General features: G+C 75.6%; 23 protein-coding genes. 21 read left to right on the forward strand and 2 right to left on the reverse strand.

The window, feature by feature from the left end; all coding sequences use genetic code 11:
* Nucleotides 1–21 precede the first annotated feature (21 nt).
* Nucleotides 22–2,256 (reverse strand): PQQ-binding-like beta-propeller repeat protein, encoded by a 2,235-nt coding sequence (locus ADEH_RS08475; protein ID WP_011420690.1) that lies wholly within the window; start codon nucleotides 2,254–2,256, stop codon nucleotides 22–24.
* Between the two features lie 138 nt (nucleotides 2,257–2,394).
* On the opposite strand from ADEH_RS08475, the gene ADEH_RS08480 reads away from it, so the two are divergent.
* The 10 genes from ADEH_RS08480 (at nucleotide 2,395) to thiC (ending at nucleotide 12,661) form a co-directional block, all read left to right on the forward strand.
* On the forward strand, nucleotides 2,395–4,326 hold the full coding sequence (locus ADEH_RS08480; RefSeq protein WP_011420691.1) for an HTH domain-containing protein: 1,932 nt from the start codon (nucleotides 2,395–2,397) through the stop codon (nucleotides 4,324–4,326).
* Nucleotides 4,327–4,366: 40 nt separating this feature from the next.
* Nucleotides 4,367–5,233 carry a HEAT repeat domain-containing protein gene (locus ADEH_RS08485; RefSeq protein ID WP_232287455.1) on the forward strand — a complete coding sequence of 289 codons (867 nt, stop codon included), beginning with the start codon at nucleotides 4,367–4,369 and terminating at the stop codon, nucleotides 5,231–5,233.
* Between the two features lie 54 nt (nucleotides 5,234–5,287).
* Entirely contained in the window at nucleotides 5,288–5,875 is a 588-nt protein-coding gene (locus tag ADEH_RS08490) for a hypothetical protein (protein ID WP_011420693.1), read from the forward strand.
* A complete protein-coding gene (locus ADEH_RS08495) occupies nucleotides 5,875–7,200 on the forward strand; it encodes a homoserine dehydrogenase (RefSeq protein ID WP_011420694.1) in 1,326 nt (441 codons plus the stop codon). The genes ADEH_RS08490 and ADEH_RS08495 overlap by 1 nt, the downstream gene beginning before the upstream one ends.
* 66 nt (nucleotides 7,201–7,266) lie before the next feature.
* On the forward strand, nucleotides 7,267–7,689 hold the full coding sequence (locus ADEH_RS08500; RefSeq protein WP_011420695.1) for an acyl-CoA thioesterase: 423 nt from the start codon (nucleotides 7,267–7,269) through the stop codon (nucleotides 7,687–7,689).
* Nucleotides 7,690–7,692: 3 nt separating this feature from the next.
* Complete coding sequence (glpX, locus tag ADEH_RS08505; RefSeq protein ID WP_011420696.1) at nucleotides 7,693–8,658, forward strand: class II fructose-bisphosphatase; 966 nt, start codon at nucleotides 7,693–7,695, stop codon at nucleotides 8,656–8,658.
* Nucleotides 8,659–8,674: 16 nt separating this feature from the next.
* Entirely contained in the window at nucleotides 8,675–9,118 is a 444-nt protein-coding gene (locus ADEH_RS08510; RefSeq protein WP_011420697.1) for a type II toxin-antitoxin system RatA family toxin, read from the forward strand.
* A gap of 261 nt (nucleotides 9,119–9,379) precedes the next feature.
* A complete protein-coding gene (locus ADEH_RS08515) occupies nucleotides 9,380–9,565 on the forward strand; it encodes a hypothetical protein (protein ID WP_041453426.1) in 186 nt (61 codons plus the stop codon).
* A 216-nt stretch (nucleotides 9,566–9,781) separates the two neighbouring features.
* On the forward strand, nucleotides 9,782–11,071 hold the full coding sequence (eno, locus tag ADEH_RS08520; protein ID WP_011420698.1) for a phosphopyruvate hydratase: 1,290 nt from the start codon (nucleotides 9,782–9,784) through the stop codon (nucleotides 11,069–11,071).
* A gap of 198 nt (nucleotides 11,072–11,269) precedes the next feature.
* Nucleotides 11,270–12,661, forward strand: a complete 1,392-nt coding sequence (gene thiC / locus ADEH_RS08525; protein WP_011420699.1) for a phosphomethylpyrimidine synthase ThiC — start codon at nucleotides 11,270–11,272, stop codon at nucleotides 12,659–12,661.
* Between the two features lie 153 nt (nucleotides 12,662–12,814).
* Here thiC and ADEH_RS08530 read toward each other — a convergent pair whose 3' ends face one another.
* The gene (locus ADEH_RS08530) at nucleotides 12,815–13,099 is read right to left on the reverse strand and encodes a rhodanese-like domain-containing protein (RefSeq protein ID WP_041453427.1); all 285 of its coding nucleotides are present in this window, start codon (nucleotides 13,097–13,099) and stop codon (nucleotides 12,815–12,817) included.
* A gap of 129 nt (nucleotides 13,100–13,228) precedes the next feature.
* On the opposite strand from ADEH_RS08530, the gene ADEH_RS08535 reads away from it, so the two are divergent.
* The 11 genes from ADEH_RS08535 (at nucleotide 13,229) to der (ending at nucleotide 25,022) form a co-directional block, all read left to right on the forward strand.
* Nucleotides 13,229–14,173 (forward strand): hydroxymethylglutaryl-CoA lyase, encoded by a 945-nt coding sequence (locus ADEH_RS08535; RefSeq protein WP_011420700.1) that lies wholly within the window; start codon nucleotides 13,229–13,231, stop codon nucleotides 14,171–14,173.
* Nucleotide 14,174: 1 nt separating this feature from the next.
* Nucleotides 14,175–14,948 carry an enoyl-CoA hydratase-related protein gene (locus ADEH_RS08540; protein WP_011420701.1) on the forward strand — a complete coding sequence of 258 codons (774 nt, stop codon included), beginning with the start codon at nucleotides 14,175–14,177 and terminating at the stop codon, nucleotides 14,946–14,948.
* Between the two features lie 46 nt (nucleotides 14,949–14,994).
* Nucleotides 14,995–16,569, forward strand: coding sequence for an acyl-CoA carboxylase subunit beta (locus tag ADEH_RS08545; protein ID WP_011420702.1), 1,575 nt, complete (start codon nucleotides 14,995–14,997; stop codon nucleotides 16,567–16,569).
* A gap of 8 nt (nucleotides 16,570–16,577) precedes the next feature.
* Nucleotides 16,578–17,717 carry an acyl-CoA dehydrogenase family protein gene (locus ADEH_RS08550; protein ID WP_011420703.1) on the forward strand — a complete coding sequence of 380 codons (1,140 nt, stop codon included), beginning with the start codon at nucleotides 16,578–16,580 and terminating at the stop codon, nucleotides 17,715–17,717.
* Between the two features lie 66 nt (nucleotides 17,718–17,783).
* Entirely contained in the window at nucleotides 17,784–19,097 is a 1,314-nt protein-coding gene (locus ADEH_RS08555) for a hypothetical protein (RefSeq protein ID WP_011420704.1), read from the forward strand.
* Entirely contained in the window at nucleotides 19,097–20,131 is a 1,035-nt protein-coding gene (meaB, locus tag ADEH_RS08560) for a methylmalonyl Co-A mutase-associated GTPase MeaB (RefSeq protein ID WP_011420705.1), read from the forward strand. The genes ADEH_RS08555 and meaB overlap by 1 nt, the downstream gene beginning before the upstream one ends.
* A 15-nt stretch (nucleotides 20,132–20,146) precedes the next feature.
* The gene (gene rnc / locus ADEH_RS08565) at nucleotides 20,147–21,304 is read left to right on the forward strand and encodes a ribonuclease III (protein ID WP_011420706.1); all 1,158 of its coding nucleotides are present in this window, start codon (nucleotides 20,147–20,149) and stop codon (nucleotides 21,302–21,304) included.
* 55 nt (nucleotides 21,305–21,359) lie between these two features.
* Nucleotides 21,360–22,052, forward strand: coding sequence for a peptidylprolyl isomerase (locus tag ADEH_RS08570; RefSeq protein ID WP_041453429.1), 693 nt, complete (start codon nucleotides 21,360–21,362; stop codon nucleotides 22,050–22,052).
* Nucleotides 22,053–22,111: 59 nt separating this feature from the next.
* Nucleotides 22,112–22,618 (forward strand): peptidylprolyl isomerase, encoded by a 507-nt coding sequence (locus ADEH_RS08575; protein ID WP_011420708.1) that lies wholly within the window; start codon nucleotides 22,112–22,114, stop codon nucleotides 22,616–22,618.
* A gap of 77 nt (nucleotides 22,619–22,695) precedes the next feature.
* Entirely contained in the window at nucleotides 22,696–23,628 is a 933-nt protein-coding gene (gene era / locus ADEH_RS08580) for a GTPase Era (RefSeq protein WP_011420709.1), read from the forward strand.
* Entirely contained in the window at nucleotides 23,625–25,022 is a 1,398-nt protein-coding gene (der, locus tag ADEH_RS08585; RefSeq protein ID WP_011420710.1) for a ribosome biogenesis GTPase Der, read from the forward strand. Before era ends, der begins: the two co-directional genes overlap by 4 nt.
* Nucleotides 25,023–25,054: the final 32 nt, after the last annotated feature.

The raw sequence follows: 25,054 nt of genomic DNA on the forward strand, positions 1-25,054 counted from the left end.
TCCGCGGGGCCCGCCCGCCGCTCACACCACGCTGAGGTGGGTGGCCAGCCGGAACCCGGTGGTCAGGCCGTCGAGGTCCATCGCGGCGACGCGCAGCGCCCCGTCCACGGCCAGCCGCGCCGGGGCGACCGCCGGGATGGCACCCACCGGCTCCCCGGTGCGCAGCGCCAGGCAGGCGATCCCCTCGCCCGGCACGAGCAGCGTCCCGCGCGCCACCGCGGGCGCGGCCGCGCCCGGCGGCAGGTGGCCCGGCGGCGCGGCCCGGCTCCAGCGCACCGCGCCGTCGCGCCCGAGCGCCACCAGCGCGCCGGCGGCGTCGCGGAGCACGAGCAGCGGGCCGGCGGCGGCCGCCGCGGGCGCGCCGGTGAGCGGCGGCGCGTCGGTCCAGTCCGCGCTGCCGTCGTCGCGCAGCGCGGTGACCGCGGGATCGCCGCCCACCGTCCCCACGACGGCGAGGCGCGGGCCCCACGCGATGGGCGGGCCGGCCGGGACGAGGTCGAGCGGCGCCTCCCAGCGGCGCGCGCCGGTGGACGGGTCGAGCGCGAGGAGCGCCGTGCCGGCGCCGGCCTCCGCCAGCACCAGGCAGGCGCCGCGTCCGGCGGACGGCGCGCAGCAGGGCGCGCCGGGCGCGCGGACGCGCCAGGCCAGCCGCCCCGCCGCGTCCACCGCGTAGACGAAGCCGGCGTCGGAGGCGGCCACCGCCACGCCGCCGAACGCGGCGGCCCGGAGGCGCGGCCGGCCCGGGAGCTCGAGGCGCCACAGCGTGCGCCCGGTCGCGGCCTCGAGGCCGGTGAGCGCCCCCGGCTCGACCAGCACGAGCGGCCCGCCGGCGAGCGCCACCGCGCCCTCCGGATCGGCGCCGGGCGGCGTGCGGGCCCAGCGCGGCCGCCCGGTGCGCAGCGCGAGCGCCTCCAGGCGCCCGGGCCCGATCACCAGCACCGCCCCGGGCAGCGGCGCCGCCCGGAGGCCGCCGGCGGCGCGCCAGGCCACCTCGCCGCGGGCGCGGTCCACCGCCACCACCGCCTCCGCGCCGGCGGCGAGCGTGAGCGCCCCGGCGTTCCACAGCCCCGGGCCGGCCGGCGCGCCCACGTCCACCGACCAGGCCCGGCGGAAGGACAGCCGCCGCAGGCGCCCCGGGCCGAGCGGCGCGCCGGCGGCGATCGCGGCGCCGCGGGCGCGGGCCTGCCCGGCGGACGGCCCGGCGGAGAGATCGCCGCCGGCCAGCTCCTCGACCTGCGCCAGCCGCTCCGCCGCGGCCGCCTCCAGCTCGGCCAGGTAGGCGTTCTCCGACTGGCGCGGGTTTCGCGCGCGGGCCAGCCGGCACAGGTCGAGCGCCGCCTCGGCGACCGCCCGCGCCAGCGCCAGCGGCGGCGCCGGCCGCGCCACGCCGCCCGCGCGTACCCGGCCGGCGGCGAGGTCCAGCTCCAGCGTGCGCGCCGGCGCGCGGCCCGCCCGCGAGAGCGGGACCTCCAGCGCCGGCTCGCGCCGCCGGACGGCCCCCACGATCGCGCCCGCGGCCGCGACGAGGTCTCGCAGCGCCAGGAACGGGAACCCCTGCAGCGCCAGCAGCTCGGCGCCGTCCTCGGCCACCACCCGCACCACCCCCGGCGCGAGCAGCGAGCCGAGATCCGGCCGGCCGCCCGGGTACGCGAGGAGGACGCCCTCGTCGTCCGCCAGGTCCACCGTGCAGGCGACGCGGCCCGGGCGCGGAGCAGGGCCGGGCCGCCGGGCCCGCACCGGCGGGCGCGGTCCGGGGGCGGGCGCCGCCTCGGTGCGGCGCAGGTCCCGCGCGGCGGCGCGCAGGCGGCCCGCGTCGCGCGCGGCCGCCGGGGCGGCCTCGGCCAGCTCCCGGCACAGCTCGGCGGCCGCCTCCAGGGCCGCGGCGGCGAGCGCCTCGAGGTCCACCTCCACGTCCCGGGCGAGGACGCGCGAGGGCCGGGCCAGCGAGACGAGGGTGAGGAGCGCGCTGCCGCCCCGCCGCCGGAGCACCAGCTCGAGCGCGCCCTCGTGGAACGCCACCGCCGCGTGCGGGGCCCCCCCCACCACCCGCGCCACGGCGCGCAGCAACGCCTCCAGGGAGGGGAGGAGCGGGCCCTCGGCCCGGCCGCCGGCGATGTCGATGCCGTCCACCTCGATGGCCAGCGCGTCCACGATGGCGCGGGTGGCGGCCGTGCGCGCCGGCCCGGCGGCGCGGCGGAGCGCGGCCGTCAGGTCGGGGTCGAGGCGCCAGCTGGTACCCGTGCGGATCCGGATCATGGAACCGGAAGAATCATCGCGGAATCAGGCACTTTCAACGTTGACAGGCCCGGTCCACGGCACGAAGATGAAGCTTCCGATGCGGCCGCCCGCCTGCTGGCGGCCCCGACAGCTCGAGACCTCCGTCCAAGGACGTACATGACCTTCACCGAAGCCGCCATCGAGGTGCTGCGGCGCGAGGGGAAGCCTCTCCACTTCAGGAAGATCGCCGAGATCGCCATCCGGGAGAACCTGCTCGACCACGTCGGCAAGATCCCGGAGGAAACCCTGGCCGATCAGCTCGCCGCACACTGCCGGCTCCCCCACGCCGAGCGGCGCGTCCTCCCCGTTCAGCCCGGCACCTTCGCGCTGTCCGAGTGGGGGCTCGACGAGGATCCCCTCGGCCTCGAGAACCTGATCGAGCCGCCGCCGGAGAACGAGCTGCCCTACCGCAGCCGGGAGCGGCACCCGTCGCCCTCGCGCGAGATGGCGCGGGCCACCGGCCGCGACGAGCGGGGCCGCGGCCGGCGCCGCGAGGAGGAGGATCGCCGCGCGCGCCGCTTCCCGCCGCCCGCCGAGGTCGCCTACGAGATCCTGGCCGGCGCCGGCCGCGCGCTCACGCTGGCCGAGATCGCCCTGCAGGGCACCGAGCGGATGCTCATGCCGGACGCGTTCGTCCGCGACACCGCGTCGCTGTCCGCCGCGCTCGCCGAGGACAACCGCCGGCGCGAGGCGTCCGGCCGCCACCCGCTCTTCCAGGTGGAGGGCGAGGCCGTCACGCTCATCGCCCAGCCGGAGCCCGGCGAGCGTCCCGCCGCCCCGGCCCCGCGGCCGGCGGCCGCAGCCCCCGGCGACCTGCGCCGCGCCGCCCTGGCCGCCCTGCGGCGGCGGCTGCGCGAGTGCGAGCCGCCCGCCGTCGAGCACGTCGCGATCCGGATGCTCGAGAAGCTTGGCTACCGCGAGGTGAAGGTCGCCAAGCGCGGCCGCGAGCACGTGGTCTGCACCGCGCGCAAGCGCATCGGCCTCGCCGACCTGCGGCACGCGGTCCGCATCGTCCGCACCGGCGCGGAGGCGTCGCGCCGCGACGTGACCGACCTGCGCCGCGACCTCGTCCACTACGGCGCGCAGCTGGGCGTGGTGGTCACCGCGGGCGACGCGGCGCGCGACGCGCGCGGCGAGGCGTCCGCCGCCGGCCAGCTCCCGGTCATCCTGCTCTGCGGCGAGGCCTTCGCCGAGGCGATGACCGAGGCCGGCCTGGGCTGCGTGCCGGTGGTGGTGCCGGAGGTGGACGACGCGTTCTTCCAGGCCGCCGCCGAGGCCGCCGCGGCCGAGGAGGCCGCCCGGCTGGCGCGGCGCGAGGAGCGCGACCGGCGCGAGGACCGCGGCGAGCGCGGCGAGCGCGCCGACCGCGGCGAGCGCGGCGACCGCGATCGGCGCCGGGAGGAGCGGCGCGAGCCGCGGCGCGACGAGCGCCCGCGCCCGGCGGCGGAGGGCGTGGCGGTCGAGGCGTCCGCCGCGCCGGCGCCGGAGGGGATCGAGCCGGCGGTCGCGGCCGGTGCGCGCGTGATCGAGGTCCCGGCGGAGCTGGCGGCGGAGGAGCTCCCCGCCGCGCTCCCGCCCGGCGCCGGGCCGATCGAGGACGACGACGAGGGAGGCGAGGACGAGGGGCCGGAGGGCGCCGAGGGGCCCGAGGGCGAGGACGAGCCGGCGGAGGTCGCCGCGAACGGCGCCGCGGGCGAGGCGGGCGCGGGCGAGCGCCGCCGCCGTCGTCGCCGCCGCCGCCGCCGGGGCGGCCGCGGGCGCAACCGCGAGGGCGCCGGCCCGCAGGCCGCAGGCGCGCCGGCGGAGGGCGCAGCGCCCGCCGCCGGGACCGCCGCCGGCGCGGGCGAGCCCGCCTGGCCCACCGCGGTGCCGGAGCCCGCGCCCCGGACCACGCCGCCGCCCCTTCCTTCCGGACCGCCGCCTGCCGCCGAGCCCCCGGCTCCGGCCGCCGCGCCGGCGGCCTCGGCCCCGGCCGGCGAGCCCGCGCCCGACCGCGCGGCCTCGTCCGAGCCGCCGCCCGAGCCCGGCCGCGGCGATCCCGAGGCCTGACGCACGGCGGGACGCGATGCCCGGACCGGCGCGACGGCGGATGGCGGTGGGGATCGCGGCGGGCGCGCTCCTCGTCGCCGCCGCCTGCCGGCCCGGGACGCCCCCGCTGCACGTCGTGTCGATCCGCGCCGAGCCCGGCGCGCTGGCGGGCCCGCTGGTGGAGGCCGGCCTGGACCCCGCCGCGCTGGAGTCGGCCGCGCGCGACGCGCTCGCCGGCGCCGGCTTCCGGCTGGGCGAGGGGAAGCGCCCGCACCAGGCCCGCGTGGACGTGGTGGGCATCCGCTTCGTGCCGGGGCCGCCCGGCGGCGTGGCGCGGGTGGAGACCGCGGTGCAGCTGGAGCTGGTCCCCGCCGAGGGGACCGAGGGCACCGCCGTGCGCGAGACCGCGACCGGCGCCGCCACGCTCGCGGCCGGGCCCGCCGACGCGTGGCGGGCCGCGCTGGCGCTCGCCGCGCGCGGCGCCGCCGACGCGCTCGCGCTGGCGTCGGCGGAGGACGCGAAGTCCACGGCCGCGGTGGTGCGAGACCTCGGCGCGGACGACGCGCGGGTGCGGCGGCACGCGGTGCGGGTGGCGGGCGAGCGGCGCGCGCGCGAGGCGGTGCCGGCCCTCGTCGAGCGCCTGCGGGATCCGGAGCCGGAGGTGGCGCACCTGGCGGTGGGCGCGCTCGGCCAGATCCGCGACCCGCGGGCGGTGGCCCCGCTCATCGACCTCTCGCAGCGCGGCGACGGCGGCATGGCGCTGGCGCTGGTGCGCATCATCGGCGACATCGGCGGGCCCGAGGCGGAGGGTTACCTGCTCACGCTCGAGGCCGGTCACCCGGAGCCGCGGGTGCGCGCCGCGGCCCGCGCCGCGCTCGCCGAGCTGCGCGCGCGCGACGCCGAGGCCGGCCGCGTGGCGGGCAAGTAGCCGCGCGGCGGCGAGGGCCACCTCGCGCCGGCTTTCCGCTAAGATGCGGGCCTCATGACGCTCCGCACCCTGGTTCCGATCCTCGCGCTCGCGCTCGCCTGCGCGCGCGCCCCGGCGCCCGCCGCGCCCCGCGCGGCCGCGGCCTCGCCGGCCGAGTACTTCCCGCTCGCGGTCGGGAACACCTGGACGTACGTGGACGAGTCGCCGGCGCTGCCGCCGGAGCGGCGCGGCGCCACCCGCACGGTGCGGATCCTGGAGCGGACCGCCGACGGCTACTTCCGCGACAGCGATCGCGGCGAGCTGCGCGCGGACGGCGGGTGCGTGCACGACCGGCTGCGCCGGCTGCTCTGCGCGCCGCTCGCCCAGGGGCAGCAGTGGTCCTCGGTGGTGTCGGCCAGCTCCACCGAGCGCTACGAGATCGCCGCGGTGGGCGAGACCGCCGAGACGCCGGCGGGCCGGTTCGAGGGCTGCGTGCGCGTCCGGGCGCACAACCGGGCCGGGCCGACCACCGACAACGTGCTCGAGATCACCTACGCGCCGGGCGTCGGGCCGGTGCGGATCGAGACGTGGGCGGTGGTGGAAGGGAACGTGGCGCCCCAGGTGCGGGCGGTGCTCGGCTCGTACCGGGTCGGAGGCAAGTGATGCGCGAGGTCGGGATCGGGATCGCCGGGTTCGGCGTGGTGGGCGGCGGGGTGCTGTCCATCCTGCGCCAGCACGCGGAGGACATCGAGGCGCGGCTGGGCGGGCGGATCGTGGTCCGGCGCGTGGCGCTGCGCGACCTGGACAAGGAGCGCTCGATCGACGTCGATCCCGCGCTGCTCACCACGCGGCTCGAGGACCTGCTCGACGACCCCGCCATCCAGGTGGTGGTCGAGCTGATCGGCGGCGTGGACCAGGCGTTCGAGCTGGTGTGCGGGGCGCTGGAGCGCGGCAAGCACGTGGTCACCGCCAACAAGGCGCTGCTGGCGGCGCGCGGCGAGGAGATCTTCCGGCTGGCCCGCGCGCGCGGGGTGGACGTCTACTACGAGGCCGCGGTCTGCGGCGGCGTGCCCATCATCCGCACGCTGCGCGAGGCGCTCGCCTCCGACCGGATCACCGCGCTGCACGGCATCGTCAACGGCACCACCAACTTCATCCTCACCGCCATGGCCGAGAAGGGCGAGCCCATCGAGCGGGCGCTGGCCGAGGCGCAGCGGCTGGGCTACGCCGAGGCCGACCCCACGCTCGACGTGTCCGGCGGCGACGCGGCGCAGAAGCTGTGCGTGCTCGCGCAGCTCGCGTTCGGGGCGGCGCTCCGGCCCGCGGACGTGCTCACCGAGGGCATCATGGCGCTGAAGCCGGAGGACTTCCGGTGGGCGCGCGAGTTCGGCTACGCGCTGAAGCTGCTGGCGGTGGCCCGGCGCTGCGGCCCGGCCGAGGGCGCCGCGCCCGGCGCGCAGGACCAGCTCGAGGCCCGCGTGCACCCCGCCTTCATCCCGGCCGGCTCGCTGCTCGCCGGCGTCCGCGGGGCCATGAACGCGGTGGTGCTCCACTCGGAGGCGCTGGGCGCCTCCATGCTGTACGGGCAGGGCGCCGGCGCGATGCCCACCGGCAGCGCGGTGGTGTCGGACATCATCGACCTCACCCGCAACATCCTGGCCGGCAGCCCCGGGCGCGTGCCGCTGCCGCCGGCCGAGCCGCTCGTCTCGGTGCGGCCGCACGCCGAGGTGCGCTGCGCGTACTACCTGAACTTCTCCGTGCAGGACGCGCCCGGCGTGCTCGCGCGCATCGCCTCGCAGCTCGCCGCGCGCCACATCTCCATCGCGGCGGTGCAGCAGCGCGAGCAGAACGACCAGGGCCAGCCGGTGCCGCTGGTGATCGTGACGCACGTGGCCCGCGAGGCCGACCTGCGCGCCGCCATCGCCGACATCGACCGCGACCCGACCACGCTCGCGCCGACGCGCCTCATCCGCATCGAGAACGTCTGACCCGCGCCGCGCGCCCCGCCGCGCCCGGCCCCGCGCCGGCGGCCGCGCCGCGCCCGAGGTGAACGAATGGTGAAGACGGAGCTCCGGGTCATCTACGGCGACACCGACCAGATGGGCGTCGTCTACTACGGCAACTACCTGCGCTTCTTCGAGGCGGGCCGGAACGAGTTCATCCGCGCCAAGGGGCTGCGCTACCGCGACTTCGAGGAGGCGTACGCGCTGCGCCTGCCGGTGGTGGACGCGCAGGTGAGCTACCGCAGCCCGGCCCGCTACGACGACCTCGTCGCGGTGGAGACCTCGCTCGCCGAGGTGCGCCGCGCCTCGGCCCGCTTCGAGTACCGCATCGTCCGGGACGGCGAGCTGCTCGCCACCGGCTCCACCGTCCACGCCTGCGTGGACCTGGACGGGCGCGTGCGCCGCATGCCCCCGGAGCTGCTGTCGCGGCTCTCGGTGGGCGAGGCGCCCGCCGGCCCGGGGAAGGGAGGCTGAGCCATGGATCGGAACCTCGCGCTCGAGGTGGTCCGCGTCACCGAGGCCGCCGCGCTGGCCTCCGCCCGGCTGATGGGCCGGGGCGATCGCAACGGCGCCGACCAGGCCGCGGTCGAGGCCATGCGCAAGGCGTTCAACGACATCGCCATCCGCGGGGAGGTGGTGATCGGGGAGGGCGAGCGCGACGAGGCGCCGATGCTGTACATCGGCGAGAAGGTGGGTCGCTGCCGGGACGGCGACGCCGAGATGGAGATCGCGGTGGACCCGCTGGAGGGCACGAACCTGTGCGCGACCGGGGCGCCCAACGCGCTCAGCGTCATCGCCATGGGCGAGAAGGGCCGGCTGCTGCGCGCGCCCGACACGTACATGGAGAAGATCGCGGTCGGGCCCCGCGCCCGCGGGGCGGTGGACCTGCGGCGCACGCCCACCGAGAACCTGCGCCGCGTCGCCGACGCGCTGGGCAAGTACGTCGAGGACCTCACCGTGGTGATCCTCGACCGGCCCCGCCACGCGAAGCTGGTCCGCGAGGTCCGCGAGGCGGGCGCGCGCATCAAGCTCATCGGCGACGGCGACGTGGCCGGCGCGCTCAACACCTGCTTCCCGGACACCGGCGTGGACGTGCTGATGGGCATCGGGGGCGCGCCCGAGGGCGTGATCGCCGCCGCGGCGCTCCGCTGCGTGGGCGGCGACCTGCAGGGCCGGCTGGTGTTCCGCAACGACGCCGAGCGCGAGCGCGCCCGCGGGTATGGGGTGAAGGACCTGGACCGGGTGATGGGCGCGGAGGAGCTGGCCGGCGGCAACGTCATGTTCGCCGCCACCGGCGTCACCCACGGCGACTTCCTCAAGGGCGTGCGCTTCACCGGCGACGGCGCCCGCACGCACTCCGTCGTGATGCGGTCGCGCACCGGGACGATCCGCTACATCGAGACCGAGCACCACTTCACCCGCAGCCCGGACTACGGCTGGTAGCCTTCAGGAGGCCCCGATGTCGGTCGTCACGCAGGAGGTCTTCATCGACGCGCCCATCGACCGCGTCTACGACGTGATCGTGGACTACGCGCGCTACCCGGAGTTCGTGCCCGGCATCAAGGGCTGCCGCGTGCTCGCCGGCGGGCCGGGCAGGCGGGTGGAGTACGAGCTCGACCTCGGCATCAAGCGGATCAAGTACGTGCTGCGGCACGAGGAGGAGCGCCCGCGGAAGGTGACCTGGTCGCTCCAGTCCGGCGAGCTCATGAAGGTCTCGAACGGCTCCTGGGAGCTCCACGCCGAGGGCGATCGCACCCGCGCGCACTACTCCGTCGAGATCCTGATCTCCAAGCCGCCGCTGGTCCCGCAGGCGGTCATCGACCGGATCAGCGACGAGCTCACCAAGGTGAACCTCCCCCGCAACCTGCACGCCTTCAAGGCGCGGGCGGAGTCGCTGCGCTGAGATCCGGCAGGCGCTGTCGCCGCGGCAACGTTTGCACCGGGAGGCTCAGCCTGTGCGGCGCCGCGCACATCCTGCCGCGCCCAGTTGACCCCCGTATGGGACGGGTGCTTTACTGAACCGGGCCCTGCCGGGGCGAAGTGAATTGGCGCGAGGGGGCCCTGCGTCATTAGAAATGTGCGAACCGCGCCACGGAGGAGGGGAACGGGGTCGCGAGGAACGCGACTTGCAGTTGCAGCGGTGATGATGGCCCGGAGACCCGCCATGCTGGACGCCTACGTCATCGAGGAGATCAAGCGGCGTGAGCGCGAGCAGCGCCACGAGGACCGCCCGACGGTCGAGCTCCCGCTGCCCTCCTATCCGGACGAGGGGCCGCGCGGTCACGACGACCACGACCGCGGGCCCGGGGATCGCGACCGCGGGGTCGTGATCATCGACTACTCCGGGTGAGATGACCGGCAGAGATCCGGGCGCTCGCCAGCGGCGAACGCTCGATCGCGAGGGCGCGGACCGGACGGTCTCGCGCCCGTCGTCTTTCCGGGCGCGCGCGCGCCCGCGCGCCGGGAAAACCGATTGACCCATCGGCTGCGCGCGGGCACATTCGCGGGCCTGCGAGCGGATCCCTTGGGCGCGGCGACCGCGCCGGGCGCTCGGGGAGACCAGCGGATGACCGAGATCATCAACGTGACCGCGCGGGAGATCCTCGATTCCCGCGGCAACCCCACGGTCGAGGTCGAGGTGGCGGTCGGCACCGGCGACGTGGGCCGGGCGGCGGTACCCTCCGGCGCGTCCACCGGCGAGCACGAGGCGCTCGAGCTCCGCGACGGCGACAAGGCCCGCTACCTGGGCAAGGGGGTCCGCAAGGCCGTCGCGAACGTGATCGACGAGATCGCGCCCGCCGTCGTCGGCCTCGACGCGTCCGACCAGGCGGCGCTCGACGCGCGCATGATCGCGCTCGACGGCACGCCCACCAAGTCGAAGCTGGGCGCGAACGCCATCCTGGGCGTGTCGCTGGCCGCGGCCAAGGCCGCCGCCACCGCGCACGGCCTGCCGCTGTACCGCTACGTGGGCGGGGCGGGGGCGCGGACGCTGCCGGTGCCGCTCATGAACATCCTGAACGGCGGCGCGCACGCCGACTCCAACGTGGACATCCAGGAGTTCATGGTGGTGCCGCTCGGCCTGCCCACCTTCGCCGAGGCGCTCCGCTGCGGCGCCGAGATCTTCCACGCGCTGAAGAAGGTGCTGAAGGGCAAGGGCGCGGCGACGGGCGTCGGCGACGAGGGCGGCTACGCGCCGAGCCTCGCCTCGAACGAGGAGGCGCTCGCGGTGATCATGGAGGCCATCGGCCAGGCCGGCTACGAGCCGGGCAAGCAGGTGGCGCTCGCGCTCGACTGCGCGGCCAGCGAGTTCTACGACAAGAAGGCCGGCAAGTACGAGCTGGAGGGCGAGGGGAAGAGCTTCGACGGCAAGGGGCTGGTGGAGTACTACGCCCAGCTCGCCGCCAAGTACCCCATCGTCTCGATCGAGGACGGCTGCGACGAGGACGACTGGGCGACCTGGAAGCTGCTGACCGAGCGCCTGGGCGGGAAGCTGCAGCTGGTGGGCGACGACCTGTTCGTCACGAACGTCACCCGGCTCGCGCGCGGCATCGAGCAGGGCGTGACGAACTCGATCCTCGTGAAGGTGAACCAGATCGGCTCGCTCACCGAGACGCTGGAGGCGGTCCGGATGGCGCACCGCGCCGGCTACACCACCGTGATGAGCCACCGCTCCGGCGAGACCGAGGACACCACCATCGCCGACCTGGCGGTCGCCTGCGACTGCGGGCAGATCAAGACCGGCTCGGCGTCCCGCACCGACCGCATCGCCAAGTACAACCAGCTGCTCCGCATCGAGGAGGAGCTGGGCACGTCCGGCCGGTACGCCGGCCGCAGCGCGTTCAAGGCGCTGCGCTGAGCCTGCGGCCGAGCGGGCCCCGGACCACGCGCCGGGGCCCGCCACGCCGCGGCCGAGCCGCCCGCCCCACGCGCCCCGGGTGCGGGCGCAACCCCGCGCCGAGCCACACGGATTTCCGGGCGCGGCGCATTGACACGCCCGCGGTCGCTCGCTAGCTTCACGTCCCTTGCATCGACCCTCCCGTCACAGGTGAAGAGCATGCGCGCCGACTGGATCGCGAAGCGTCGTGGGCAGGCCAACGTCAGCCAGATGCACTACGCCCGCGACGGCGTGGTCACCGAGGAGATGGCGTTCGTGGCGGCGCGCGAGCGCCTCGAGCCCGAGCTGGTCCGCGCCGAGGTGGCCCGCGGCCGGATGGTGATCCCGGCGAACGTCCGCCACCCCGAGCTCGAGCCGCTCGCGATCGGCATCGAGGCCTGCTGCAAGATCAACGCGAACATCGGCAACAGCGCCGTCACCTCGAACATCGACGAGGAGCTGGCCAAGCTGCGGGTCTGCCTGAAGTACGGCGCCGACACGGTGATGGACCTCTCCACCGGCGGCGACATCCCGCAGATCCGCGAGGCCATCCTGCGCGCCAGCCCGATCCCGGTGGGCACCGTGCCCATCTACGAGTGCCTGGCGCACGTGAAGGACGTGGCCGACCTCACGCCCGAGCTGATGCTCGAGATCATCGAGGCGCAGGCGGCGCAGGGCGTGGACTACATGACCATCCACGCCGGCGTGCTGCGGGACTTCATCCCGCTCGCGGCGCACCGGATCACCGGCATCGTCTCGCGCGGCGGCGCCCTGATGGCGCAGTGGATGCTCGCGAACAAGGCGGAGAACCCGTTCTTCACGCACTTCGAGCAGATCTGCGAGATCTTCAAGCGCTACGACGTGACCTTCTCGCTGGGCGACGGGCTGCGCCCGGGCTGCCTCGCCGACGCCTCCGACGCGGCGCAGTTCGCGGAGCTGAAGGCGCTCGGCGACCTGACCCGCAAGGCGTGGGAGCACGGCGTGCAGGTGATGGTCGAGGGCCCGGGCCACGTCCCGCTCGACCAGATCCCCATGAACATGGAGAAGGAGCGGGAGCTCTGCAGCGAGGCCCCGTTCTACGTGCTCGGGCCGCTCGTCACCGACATCGCCCCCGGCTACGACCACATCACCAGCGCCATCGGCGCGGCGGTGGCGGCGCAGCACGGCGCGGCCATGCTCTGCTACGTCACGCCGGCCGAGCACCTCGGGCTGCCGGACATCGACGACGTCCGCGAGGGCATCGTCGCCTACAAGATCGCGGCCCACGCGGCCGACGTGGCGCGCCACCGGCCGGGCGCCCGCGACCGCGACGACGCGCTCTCCCGCGCCCGCTACGCGTTCGACTGGAACAAGCAGTTCGAGCTGTCGCTCGACCCGGACACGGCGCGCGCGAAGCACGACGAGACGCTGCCGCACGAGGCGTTCAAGTCGGCGGAGTTCTGCTCGATGTGCGGGCCGAAGTTCTGCTCGATGAAGATCCACGGCCACCTCGCCGAGGCCGCCGCCGCCCAGGACGAGGCGGCGAACGGCGCGGCCGCGAAGCCGGCCGGCGGCCTGCAGGTCCTCCCCTAGGAGCACCCGCAGGCCCCGTCCTCACCGCCCCGCGGGCGGTCCCTTCTCCACCGGCCTGCCGGCGGCCACCCAGCCGTCGATGCCGGCCGGCATCACGTACACGTTGCGGTGCCCGAAGCTGGCCGCCCGCCGGGCGGCCTCGTGGCTCGCGCTTCAACGCGTGTTCTTGCAGTAGAAGACGAGCGGCGCGTCCTTGTCCGCCGGCAGCTCGCGCGCCTCGTACGTGCGGTACGCGACGAGCGTGGCCCCGGGCAGGTGGGCCTTCGCGTAGGTCTCCGGGCCGTTCGCGTCGAAGGCGCGGGCGCCGGGCGTGGCGAGGAGCTTCGCCACCTCGTCCACCGACGCCTCCCGGTACGGCGCGCCCTCGGCGCGCGCGGTGCCGGCGCCGGCGGCGAGGGCCGCCGCGGCGAGCACGGTGAGACGCAGGATCCGGTTCATGTTCACCTCTCGTGGGGGCTCGGGGTCCAGGCTGGTGAGCTAACCGGGGGCACCGGCGGCGGCATCTCCCCTCGCGGACCCACGCGGGATCACCGGTCCGGCTCCGACCTGGGCCTTAATATCCGCCACATGGCCCACCGGGTGACGGTGTACGAGGTCGGCCCGCGGGACGGGCTCCAGAACGAGGCGCGCACCGTCCCGACCGCGGACAAGCTGGCGCTCATCGGGGCGCTCGCGGCCGCGGGGCTGCGCCGCATCGAGGCCTCGAGCTTCGTGTCGCCGCGCTGGATCCCGCAGCTCGCCGACGCCGCCGAGGTGACGGCGGCGCTCCCCGCGGTGGACGGGACCTCGTACGTGGTGCTGGTGCCGAACGCGAAGGGGCTGGACCGGCTCGCGATCGCGCTGGCCCGCGCGGGCGAGGGGCACCCGCCGGTGGAGGCCGCGGTGTTCCTCTCCGCCTCCGAGACGCACAACCGCAAGAACCTGAACCGCACCGTCGCCGAGACGCTCGGGGAGCTGGAGGCGCTCGTGCCCGCCGCGCTCGCCCGCGGCCTGCGCGTGCGCGGGTACGTCTCCACGGTGTGGGGCTGTCCGTACGAGGGCCCGGTCGATCCCGGCCGCGCCGCCGAGATCGTCGAGCGGCTGCTCGCGCTCGGCTGCCACCAGGTGTCGCTCGGCGACACCATCGGCGTGGGCACGCCCAACCAGACCCGCCGCATCCTGGCGCTGCTGCGCACCCGCGCCCGGCCGGAGCAGATCGCGCTGCACATGCACGACACCCGCGGCACCGCGCTCGCGAACGTGCTCGCGGGCCTGGAGGAGGGCGTCACCACCTTCGACGCCTCGATCGGCGGCCTCGGCGGCTGCCCGTACGCGCCGGGGGCCTCCGGCAACCTCGCCACCGAGGATCTCGTCTACATGCTCGACGGGATGGGGCTCGAGACCGGGGTGGACTTCCGGAAGCTGGTGGCCGCCGGCGCGCTGGCGCAGCGGCTGGTGGGGCGGACCTTGCCGGGCAAGGCGCTGCAGGCGGAGCTGGCGCGGGCGGCGCCGGTGGCGCCGGCGGGAGGCTGACATGGATCTCCGGGTGGAGCGCAAGGACGCGGTCGAGGTGTGGACCATCGACGGCGCCTCGCGGCGGAACTCGATCACGATGGGGCTGCTCCGCGCGCTGCGCGAGCAGCTCGCGCGCGCCGGGGGCGACCGGGCGCTGCGGTGCGTGGTCGTCACCGGCGACGGCGACAAGGCGTTCTGCGCCGGCGCCGACCTGAAGGAGCGCGCCGGGATGTCCGCGGACGACGTGCACCGCTTCCACGAGGGGCTGCGCGACGCGCTCCGCGCCGTCGAGCAGGCGCCGCAGCCGTTCGTCGCCGCGCTGAACGGCGCGGCGCTGGGGGGCGGCCTGGAGCTGGCGCTCGCGTGCGACCTGCGCATCGCGGCCGACTCGGCCCAGCTCGGGCTGCCGGAGGTGGCGCTCGGCATCATCCCCGGCGGCGGCGGCACGCAGCGGCTGGCGCGGCTGGTGGGCGTCGCGCGGGCGAAGGACCTCGTCCTGACGGCGCGGCGGATCGGCGCCGCCGAGGCGCTCGCCATGGGGCTCGTCACCCAGATCGCGCCGCCCGGCCGGCTCCTGGACGAGGCGCTCGCGCTGGCCGCCCGCATCGCCCGGAACGCGCCGGTGTCGCTGCGCCAGGCGAAGCGCGCCATCGACGGCGGGTTCCACCTGCCGCTCGAGGAGGCGCTCGCGCTGGAGCACCGGATGTACCAGGACTGCCTCGGCACCCGCGACCGGCGCGAGGCGCTGGCCGCGTTCGCCGAGAAGCGCCCGCCGGTGTTCACGGGCGAGTAGGCCGGGGCGCGCAGCGCGCCGCGAGGACACGACGGGAGAAGGCACCATGGACGCGGACGGAACGCCCGGAGGTGGCGCAGTGGCCCGAGACGACTCGCCGGACGCGCGCATCGCGCGGGAGCTGCAGCGGGTGGAGCAGGGCGGCGCGGCGAAGTACCACGCCAAGAACGCGGAGCAGGGCAAGCGCTTCGCGCGGGAGCGGATCGCGCTCCTGCTCGACCCGGGGAGCTTCGTCGAGGACGGCGCGCTCGCGAACGCGCTCGACCCTGACCTGCCCGCGGACGGCGTCGTCACCGGCATGGGCCGGATGGACGGCCGGCCGGTGTGCGTGATGGCGAACGACTCCACCGTGAAGGCGGGGAGCTGGGGCGCGCGCACGGTGGAGAAGATCCTGCGCATCCAGGAGGTCGCGGCCGCGCAGCGGCTGCCGCTGTTCTACCTGGTGGACTCGGCCGGCGCGCGGATCACCGACCAGGTGGAGATGTTCCCGGGCCGGCGCGGCGCCGGGCGCATCTTCCACAACGAGGTGCACCTCTCGGGCGTGGTGCCGCAGATCTGCCTGCTGTTCGGGCCGTCGGCGGCGGGCGGCGCGTACATCCCCGCGTTCTGCGACGTGGTCGTCATGGTGGAGGGGAACGCCTCCATGTACCTGGGCTCGCCGCGCATGGCCGAGATGGTCATCGGCGAGAAGGTGACGCTGGAGGAGCTGGGCGGCGCGCGCATGCACTGCTCCGTGTCCGGGTGCGGCGACTTCCTGGTGAAGACCGAGGAGGAGGCCATCGCGCTGGCGCGGCGCTGGTTCTCCTACCTGCCCGCGAGCCACCGGGCGCTGCCGCCCGAGGCCCCCGCCCGGCCGCCGCGCCCCGGCGGCCGCGCGCCCGCCGACATCGTGCCGCGCGACCAGAACAAGCCGTTCGACATGCTCGAGCTCGTCGAGGCGATCGTGGACGAGGGCTCGTTCCTGGAGGTGAAGCGGCTGTGGGCGGGCGAGCTCGTCACCGGGCTCGCCCGCATCGACGGCCAGGTGGTGGGCATCGTCGCGAACCAGCCGAAGGTGAAGGGCGGGGTGCTGTTCGTGGACTCCGCCGACAAGGCGACCCGCTTCATCTGGCTGTGCGACGCGTTCAACGTGCCGCTGCTCTACCTCGCCGACGTGCCCGGGTTCATGATCGGCACGAAGGTCGAGCGGGCCGGCATCATCCGGGCCGGGGCCAAGATGGTGGGCGCCGTGTCGGAGGCGACCGTCCCGCGCATCTGCGTGGTGGTGCGCAAGGCGTACGGCGCCGGACTCTACGCGATGGACGGCCCCGCGTTCGGCCCGTCGGCCACGCTGGCGCTGCCCGAGGCGATGATCGCGGTGATGGGGCCGGAGGCCGCGGTGAACGCGGTCTACTTCAACAAGATCCAGGAGAAGCCCGAGGCCGAGCGGGCCGCCTACGTGGAGGCCCTGCGCGAGGAGTACCGCGCCGACATCGACCTGCTCAAGCTGGCGAGCGAGCTGGTGGTGGACGCGGTGGTGCCGGGCGAGCGGCTGCGCGACGAGCTCTCCCGCCGGTTCCGGATCTACGCCGCGGGCCACGAGCCGCCCCGCGAGCGCAAGCGCGGCGTCCTGCCGGTCTAGGAGCCCACATGGACTTCGAACTCCCCGAGGAGCTGGTCGAGATCCAGCGGACCGTCCGCGCCTTCTGCGAGGCGGAGGTGAGGCCGCACGCGGCCGCGTGGGACGCGAGCGAGACCTTCCCGCGCGAGGTGGTGGCGAAGCTCGGCGCCATGGGGCTGCTCGGCATCACCGTGCCGGAGCGGTACGGCGGCGCCGGCATGGGCGCGCTCGCGGTCGCGGTGGTGGTAGAGGAGGTGGCGCGCTTCGACGGCTCGCTCGCGCTCACCGTGGCGAGCCACAACGGCCTCGGCACCGGCCACATCGCGCGGTTCGGCACGGACGCGCAGAAGGAGCGCTACCTGCCGGCGCTCGCGACGGGCGAGCGGCTGGCCGCCTGGGCGCTCACCGAGCCGGGGAGCGGCTCCGACGCCTCGGCCATGCGCACCACCGCGGTGCGCCGGGGCGACGGCTGGGTGCTGTCCGGCTCGAAGACGTTCATCACCCAGGGGACGGTGGGCGGCAGCTTCGTGGTGCTGGCCCGGACCGACCCGGGGCGGCGCCACCACGGGATCACCGCGTTCATCCTCGAGCCGGGCATGAAGGGGTTCAGCCAGCGCCCCATCCACGGGAAGCTCGGGATGCGCAGCTCCGACACGGCGCAGCTCTTCCTCGACGAGGTCGAGGTCCCCGACGCCCAGCGGCTCGGCGACGTGGACCGCGGCTTCATCGACACGCTGCAGATCCTCGACCGCGGGCGGATCACCATCGGCGCGCTGGCGGTGGGGCTCGGCCGCGGCGCGCTGGAGGAGTCCCGGGCGTACGCCCGGGAGCGGCAGGCGTTCGGCAAGCCCATCGCCGAGTTCCAGGCGATCGGCTTCATGCTCGCCGACATGGCCACCGAGCTCGACGCGGCGCGGCTGCTGGTCCGGCGGGCGGCCGCGATGTGCGACGCGGGCCAGCCGTTCGGCGCCGCGGCCTCCATGGCGAAGCTGTACGCCAGCGAGGCGGCCATGCGCGCCACCTCGCGCGCGATCCAGATCCACGGCGGCTACGGCTACACCCGCGACTTCCCGGTGGAGCGCCACTTCCGCGACGCGAAGCTGACCGAGATCGGCGAGGGGACGAGCGAGGTGCAGCGGATGGTCATCTCGCGGGAGATTCTGAGGTAGTCTCTCGCGCGGAAGGGGAGCGAGCCGGACGGGCGCGAGCGCCCGTGCCCCGCGCGCGTGGGACACATGGGCGAAGGCGAACACACCATCATCGGAAAGATCCCGCGCGAGCGCCTGAACCAGATCGCCTCGCGCAAGCTGTCCGCGCTCGGGATCCCCGTCCGCCTCGGCGCCGACCGCGAGACGCTCGAGGGCGAGCTCGCGTTCGCGGGGCGGGTGCAGCACCCCGTCACCGGCCAGACCATCGCCCGCGGGCGCTTCGTCGTCACCGGCCACGACCACCTCCGCTTCCTGGACGCGCCGCTCTCCGCCCTCGGCGAGGTCAACTTCTACGAGCACGAGCGGGCCACCGGCCTGGAGGTCTCGGTCGCGCAGGCGCTCGGGCGCCGCACGGCGGCGCTGCAGGACCTGGCCGCGCGGATGCGATCGCTGCGCCTGGAGACGGCGCTCGACCCGGAGCGCCTGGCGGTCCGGGCCCTGGTGAAGACCGCGACGCACGCGTTCGAGGTGCTGGGCGGGCCCGAGTCGGTGCGGGTCTCGCGCGTCGCGCCGGTGGGCGGGCGGCCGTTCGAGGTCGCGCCGGACTTCCCCACGCTCGACCTCTCCGACTTCGCCAGCCCCACCGACCTCGAGATCTACCTGGTCGGCTCGGTCTCGCGGATGCGTCCCGCCGCGCCGGCGCCGGCGCTCACGCCGCCGCCCACCTCCGCGCCCACGCTCGCGGCCACGCCCGCGCCGCGCAACGCGCTCACGCTGGCGGCGCTGGCGCAGGTGTTCGGCGACGACGCCATGCTCGCCCCGAACGCCATGGTCGAGCTGGTGAAGGAGTTCGCGTACGGCAACACGCGCTACCGGTTCGTGGCCACCCGCGAGATGGGCACGCGGTTCAAGGGGCGCGTGATCGGCCCGAACGGCGACGTCTGGTCGGACCGCTTCGACCTGGCGAGCTTCCCGGGCACGGCCAAGGTGGTGGCGCTCGCGCTGGGCGCCGCGGCTCCCGGCGCGGAGGCGCGGCCGCCGCCCGCGCCGGCCCCGGCCGCGTCCTCGGAGGTCCCGAGCCACCTCCTGCCGCACCCCGGCGAGATCTGGGTGATGAGCGTGGTGGTGGAGGAGGCGGGGCCGGACGAGGTCCGCTACGTCGGCACCGACATCGACGGCCGGCCCTACGGCGCCGCGCGCGTCCTGAAGCGCTCGGACTTCGAGGCGGTGTTCGCCCAGGACCGCGGCGGCTGGCGCCTGCTCATCCAGATCGACCAGGTGCAGGACGGCAGCGTGATCTACCGGCAGCTCGATCGCCAGCGGCAGCCCATGGGCGCGCCGCGCAAGATGTCCAGCGCGATCCTCGTCGCGAACTTCGTCCCCGAGGCGGCGGCCTACTGATGCCATCCCCATCGATCGCAGCGCGCGTGCTCGCGGGCGAGGTCCGCGCCGCCGCCCGCCTGATGCGCGACCTCGACGACCGGCTCCCGGAGGCCGAGGCCACGCTGCGGGCGCTGTTCCCGAGGACCGGCCGGGCCTACGTGGTCGGCCTCACCGGCGCGCCCGGCGCGGGCAAGTCCTCGCTCACGGACCGGCTCATCGGCCACTACCGCCGGATGGGCAAGACCGTCGGCGTGATCGCGGTGGACCCGACCAGCGCGTTCTCCGGCGGCGCCATCCTGGGCGATCGGATCCGGATGCAGGATCACGCGCTCGACGAGGGCGTGTTCATCCGCTCGCTCGGCACCCGCGGCCACCTGGGCGGCCTGTCGCGCTCCACCTCCGACCTCGTCCAGGTGATGGACGCCATGGGCAAGGACGTCATCCTGGTGGAGACGGTCGGCGTCGGGCAGGACGAGATCGAGGTCGCCACGCTGGCGCACACGGTGGTGGTGGTGGCGGTGCCGGGGCTGGGCGACGACGTCCAGGCCATCAAGGCGGGCGTGCTCGAGATCGCCGATGTGTTCGCGGTGAACAAGGCCGACCGGGAGGGCGCCGACCGGACCGTGCGCGACCTGCAGACCATGCTGGAGGTGCGCCGCACCGTCATGGGCCTCGGGCCCGCGCCGGCCGACCACGACGCGGCGCATCGCTTCACCGGCGGTCCCGTGCCGCCCGCCGGGCCGGCCCGGACGGCCTGGGAGCCGCCCATCGTCCGCACCGTGGCGGTGCGCGACGAGGGCGTGGCGGAGCTGATCTCGGCGGTGGACGCGCACCGCGCCCACCTGGAGGCCACCGGCGGGCGCCGCGAGCGCGAGGTGGCCCGGGCCCGGGCCGCGTTCGTGGCGGTGCTGCGGGAGCGGCTGCTGGCCGGGGCGCTGGCGCGCCTCGAGGCGGAGAAGGGGCGGCTCGACGCGGTGGCCGAGCGGATCGCGGCCCGGAGCGCCGATCCGTACCAGCTCGCGGACGAGCTGGCCGCGCTGCTGCGGGCCTGAGCGGGAGAGCGGACGATGGGTGAGGATCGAGGACCAGCGCAGGAGCCCGCGGGCGCGCCGCCGGAGCCGGACCCGGCGCTCGACCCGGTGGGCGCGCTGGAGGCGCGGCTCGGCCTCGCGGTCGCCGACCGCGAGGCCGCGCTGGCCGCGCTCACGCACAAGTCGTACGTGAACGAGCACCGCGAGGACGGGCTGCAGGACAACGAGCGGCTGGAGTTCCTGGGCGACGCGGTGATCGACCTGGCCGTGTCGCACCGGCTCATGGAGCGCTTCCCGTCGGCGCGCGAGGGCGACCTCTCCAAGATGCGCGCGGCGGTGGTGGACGAGCAGGGGCTCGCCGAGATGGCCCGCACGCTCGATCTCGGCGCGCTGCTGCGCCTCGGCCGCGGCGAGGAGCTGACCGGCGGCCGGCAGAAGTCGTCGCTGCTCGCCGACGCGATGGAGGCGGTGATCGCCGCCATCTACCGCGGGCAGGGGCTCCCGGCGGTGCTCTCGTTCGTGGACCGCTTCCTGGGCGAGGCGTTCGCGCGCGCCGCGGCCGGCACGCTGGACCGCGACTTCAAGACCCAGCTCCAGGAGCTCTCGCAGAGCCGGCTGCGCGCCACCCCGCGCTACCGCGTGGTCGCCGAGCACGGCCCGGACCACTCGAAGACGTTCGAGGTGGAGACCGACCTGCGCGGCGAGGTGATGGGGCGCGGCGCCGGGCGATCGAAGAAGGACGCGGAGCAGGCGGCCGCGCGGCTCGCGCTCGACGCGCTGGGTCGCCGCCTGGCGCCGGAGGCGGGCCAGGCCGGGGCGGAGCCCGCCGCGCCCGGGTCCGCGGCCGCAGCGCCCGCCGAGGCTCCCGAGGCGCTGGCCGCCCCGGCCGCGCCCTCCGGCGCCGAGCCGGAGCCCGCGCGCCCCGCGCCGCCGCCCGAGGCGGTCTCGCCCGAGCCGGAGCGCGAGGTCCACGCGGCGGAGCACGCGCCCGCCGGCGGGGAGGCCGGCGCGGCCGAGCCCCCGGGCCACGCCCCGGCCCCCCGGCGCCGCCGCGCGGCCCCGTCCGGCGGGCGGAAGGCCGCCGCCCCGGCGCGCCCGCGCAAGGCCGCCCCCGCGCGAAAGGCTCCGGCGGCAGGGAAGGGCACGAAGGGCGCCGCCAAGGGAGCCCGCAAGGGGGCGCGCCCCCGGCGCTGAGGGGCGCCGTCTTTCCATTTGCCGGGGCCCCCACCCGCGACTAGCATCCCGCCGCATGACGCGCTCCTCCCTTCTGGTGATTTCACTGTTCGTGTCGCTGGCCCTCCCGCCCGCCGCCCGCGCGCAGGCCCCCGCGGCCGCCCCGGCCAAGGGCAAGGACCTGTACGCCGTGCTCGAGACCTCGCGCGGCAAGATCGGCGTGAAGCTGCTGCCGGCCGAGGCCCCGAAGACCGTCGAGAACTTCGTCCAGCTCGCCGAGGGCAAGAAGGCCTTCACCGACCCGCTCACCGGCCAGCAGCGCAAGGCGCCGTACTACGACGGCCTGCTGTTCCACCGGGTGATCCCGGGCTTCATGATCCAGGGCGGCGATCCGGCCACCCGCGGCGCGCCGCTGGGCAGCTCCGCGCAGAAGAACCTCCCGTTCGGCGTCTCCGGGCCGGGCTACAAGTTCGACGACGAGCTGCCGGCGCCGGGGACCAAGCTGTTCGAGAAGCCGTGCGTCCTCGCCATGGCGAACGCGGGCCCGAACACGAACGGCTCGCAGTTCTTCATCACCGAGGGCGCCGGGGATCGCGTGCCGCAGCTGGAGCCCCGGGCCTGCGACTCGAAGTCGGGCGTGTGCGGCTACACGCGCTTCGGGCAGGGGGTGTGCGGCTGCGACCTGGTGGGCGGGATCGCCCGCGCCGGCAACTCGCAGACGCGGCTGGTGAAGGTGACCATCACCGCCGAGCGCCCCACCTGCAAGTAGCGACAACCCGGGCCCGCGCGCGGGCCCGCCACCCGGCGGCGCGCCGGGAGAGGTGAAGCATGGCCGAGCAGATCTACGCGACGTTCCAGACGTCGATGGGCGACATCGTGGTGAAGCTGCTGCCGGAGAAGGCGCCCAAGACCGTGAAGAACTTCGTCGAGCTGGCGGAGGGCACGCGCGAGTGGACCGACCCGCGCACCGGCCAGAAGGTGACGAAGCCGCTCTACGACGGCACGGTGTTCCACCGGGTGATCCCGGACTTCATGATCCAGGGCGGCGATCCGCTCGGCACCGGCACCGGCGGCCCCGGGTACCGGTTCGAGGACGAGATCGGCCCGGACAACGCGTTCTCGAAGCCCGGCCTGCTCGCCATGGCGAACGCCGGCCCGAACACGAACGGCTCGCAGTTCTTCATCACCGAGGTGGAGACGCCCTGGCTGAACAAGGGCCACACCATCTTCGGCGAGGTGGTCAAGGGCGGGGACCTCGTCCCGAAGATCACCCGCGCCGGCAACGCCAAGGTCAAGCTCGAGAAGGTCACCATCACCCGCGGCGCGCAGCCCTAGGGCGGCGCCACACCGAAGGAACCCGGGCGCCCGCGTCCCTCCGCCTCGGCGGACGGGCCGCGGGCGCGATCACCTCCATGGCCAGCAAGAAGAAGACCCCGTTCCGCGCCGGCTTCGTCGCCATCGTCGGCCGGCCGAACGTTGGGAAGTCCACGCTCCTCAACCGCGTGCTCGGCGAGCACGTGGCCATCGTCAGCCCCCGCCCGCAGACCACCCGCACGCGCATCCTGGGCGTCCACAACGTCCCGGGGGCGCAGGTGGCGTTCTTCGACACCCCCGGCCTGCACAAGGCCAAGGGCGCGCTCAACCGGCGCATGGTCGAGACCGCGCTCTCCACGCTCTCGGAGGTGGACGCGGTGCTCATGCTCATCGAGGCCGGCACCGGCCCCGAGGGCCGCGTCGAGGTGGGCGAGTCCACCCGCTGGGCCATCGAGGAGGTCCGGCGCGCCCGGAAGCCGGCGATCCTGGGCGTCAACAAGATGGACCGCGCGCCGCGCGCCACGCTGCTGCCCGTCATCGACGCCTACCGCGGGCTGCACGACTGGGCCGACATCGTCCCGTTCTCCGCGCTCACGGGCGAGAACGTGGACACGCTGGTGCAGGCGCTCGTCCGGCTCCTGCCCGAGTCCGAGGCCCCGCTGTTCCCGCCCGACGTGCTCACCGACCAGGCCGAGCGCGCGCTGGCGGCGGAGTACGTGCGCGAGCAGGTGATGCTGCAGACGCGCCAGGAGATCCCGTACTCGGCGGCCGTCGAGGTGGAGGAGTTCGACGAGTCCGACCGGCGCGAGCGCGGCGGGCTGGTCCGCATCTCGGCGCTGGTGGTGGTCGAGCGCGACTCGCAGAAGGCCATCGTGATCGGCAAGCAGGGCGCGATGCTGAAGAAGATCGGCACGCGCGCGCGCGAGGGGCTGGAGCGGCTGCTCGGGTGCAAGGTGTTCCTGTCGCTGACGGTGAAGGTGGACGAGCGCTGGAGCGAGCGCGAGGGCGCGCTGAAGAGGTTCGGGCTATGAGCGCGCCGCGCCCCGTGGTGGCGCTGGTGGGCCGCCCCAACGTCGGGAAGTCCACCCTGTTCAACCGCCTGGCCGGGCGGCGCGTCGCCATCGTGGAGGACGTGCCCGGCGTCACCCGCGACCGCAACTACGCCGACGTGATCTGGGAGGGCCGCGCGGTCTCGGTGGTGGACACCGGCGGCTTCGAGCCCGAGTCGCGCGACCGGCTCATGTCGCAGGTGCGCGAGCAGGCGCAGCTCGCGGTGGACGAGGCCTCCGTGGTCGTGCTGGTGGTGGACGGCCGCGACGGGCTCACCTCGCTCGACCGCGCCGTGGCGGAGCTGCTCCGGCGCGCCGGCAAGCCGCTGTTCGTGGCGGTGAACAAGGTGGACACCGCCCGCACCGAGGAGGACGTGCCGCTCGCCGAGTTCTACGGGCTCGGCTTCGGCGAGGTGCACGCCCTCTCCGCCGAGCACGGGCGCGGCGTCTCCGGGCTGGTGGACGCGATCGTCGAGAAGCTCGCGCTCCCGCCGCTCCCGCCGGCGCCGGAGGAGGCCGACGAGCCGCAGGAGGTCTCCGAGGAGGCGCGGCCGGTGGGGGACATCCGGCTCGCCATCGTGGGCCGGCCCAACGTGGGCAAGAGCACGTTCGTGAACGCGCTGCTGGGCGAGGAGCGCTTCGTGGTCTCCGACGTGCCCGGCACCACCCGCGACGCGATCGACTCGCTGGTCGCGCACAAGGGTCGGCGCTTCGTGGTCACCGACACGGCCGGGATCCGGCGCAAGCGCTCCATCGCGCAGAAGGTCGAGTCCTTCTCGGTGGTCCGCGCCATGAAGGCGATGGACCAGGCCGAGGTGGTGGCCTGCCTGCTCGACGCGACCGAGGCCGGCGTGGAGCAGGACGCGCGGCTCCTCGGCCTGGTGGCCGAGAAGGGCAAGGCGCTGGTCATCGTCGTGAACAAGTGGGACATCGCCGAGCGCGAGGGCGCCACGCAGGACTGGTACCGCAAGGAGCTCACGAAGCGGCTGCCGTTCGTGGCCTTCGCGCCGATGCTGTTCGTCTCGGCGAAGGAGCGGCGCGGGGTCCACCGCGTGCTCGAGAAGGCGGCGCGGCTGGTGGAGCAGTACCGGGCGCGCTTCCCGACCCCGCAGCTCAACGAGCTGCTCGAGGCGCTCCAGGACGAGCACCCGGCCCCGGTCGCCCGCGGGCGCCGGGTGAAGCTGTACTACGTCGCGCAGGTGGCGTACGCCCCGCCCACGTTCGTGATCCAGGCCAACCACCCGGACGGCCTGACCGACCACTACCGCCGCTACATCGAGAACCGCTTCCGCGACGCGTTCGGGCTGGAGGTGCCGATGCGGCTGGTGTTCAAGGAGCGCCAGCACCGCACGCGGCCGCGCCGGCCCCGCGAGTAGGGCGGTGGGGCCGGCCCGGCGGGGCGGGCTTT

It is taken from the genome of Anaeromyxobacter dehalogenans 2CP-C (assembly GCF_000013385.1).
In the GTDB taxonomy this organism is placed as follows: Bacteria; Myxococcota; Myxococcia; order Myxococcales; family Anaeromyxobacteraceae; genus Anaeromyxobacter; species Anaeromyxobacter dehalogenans_B.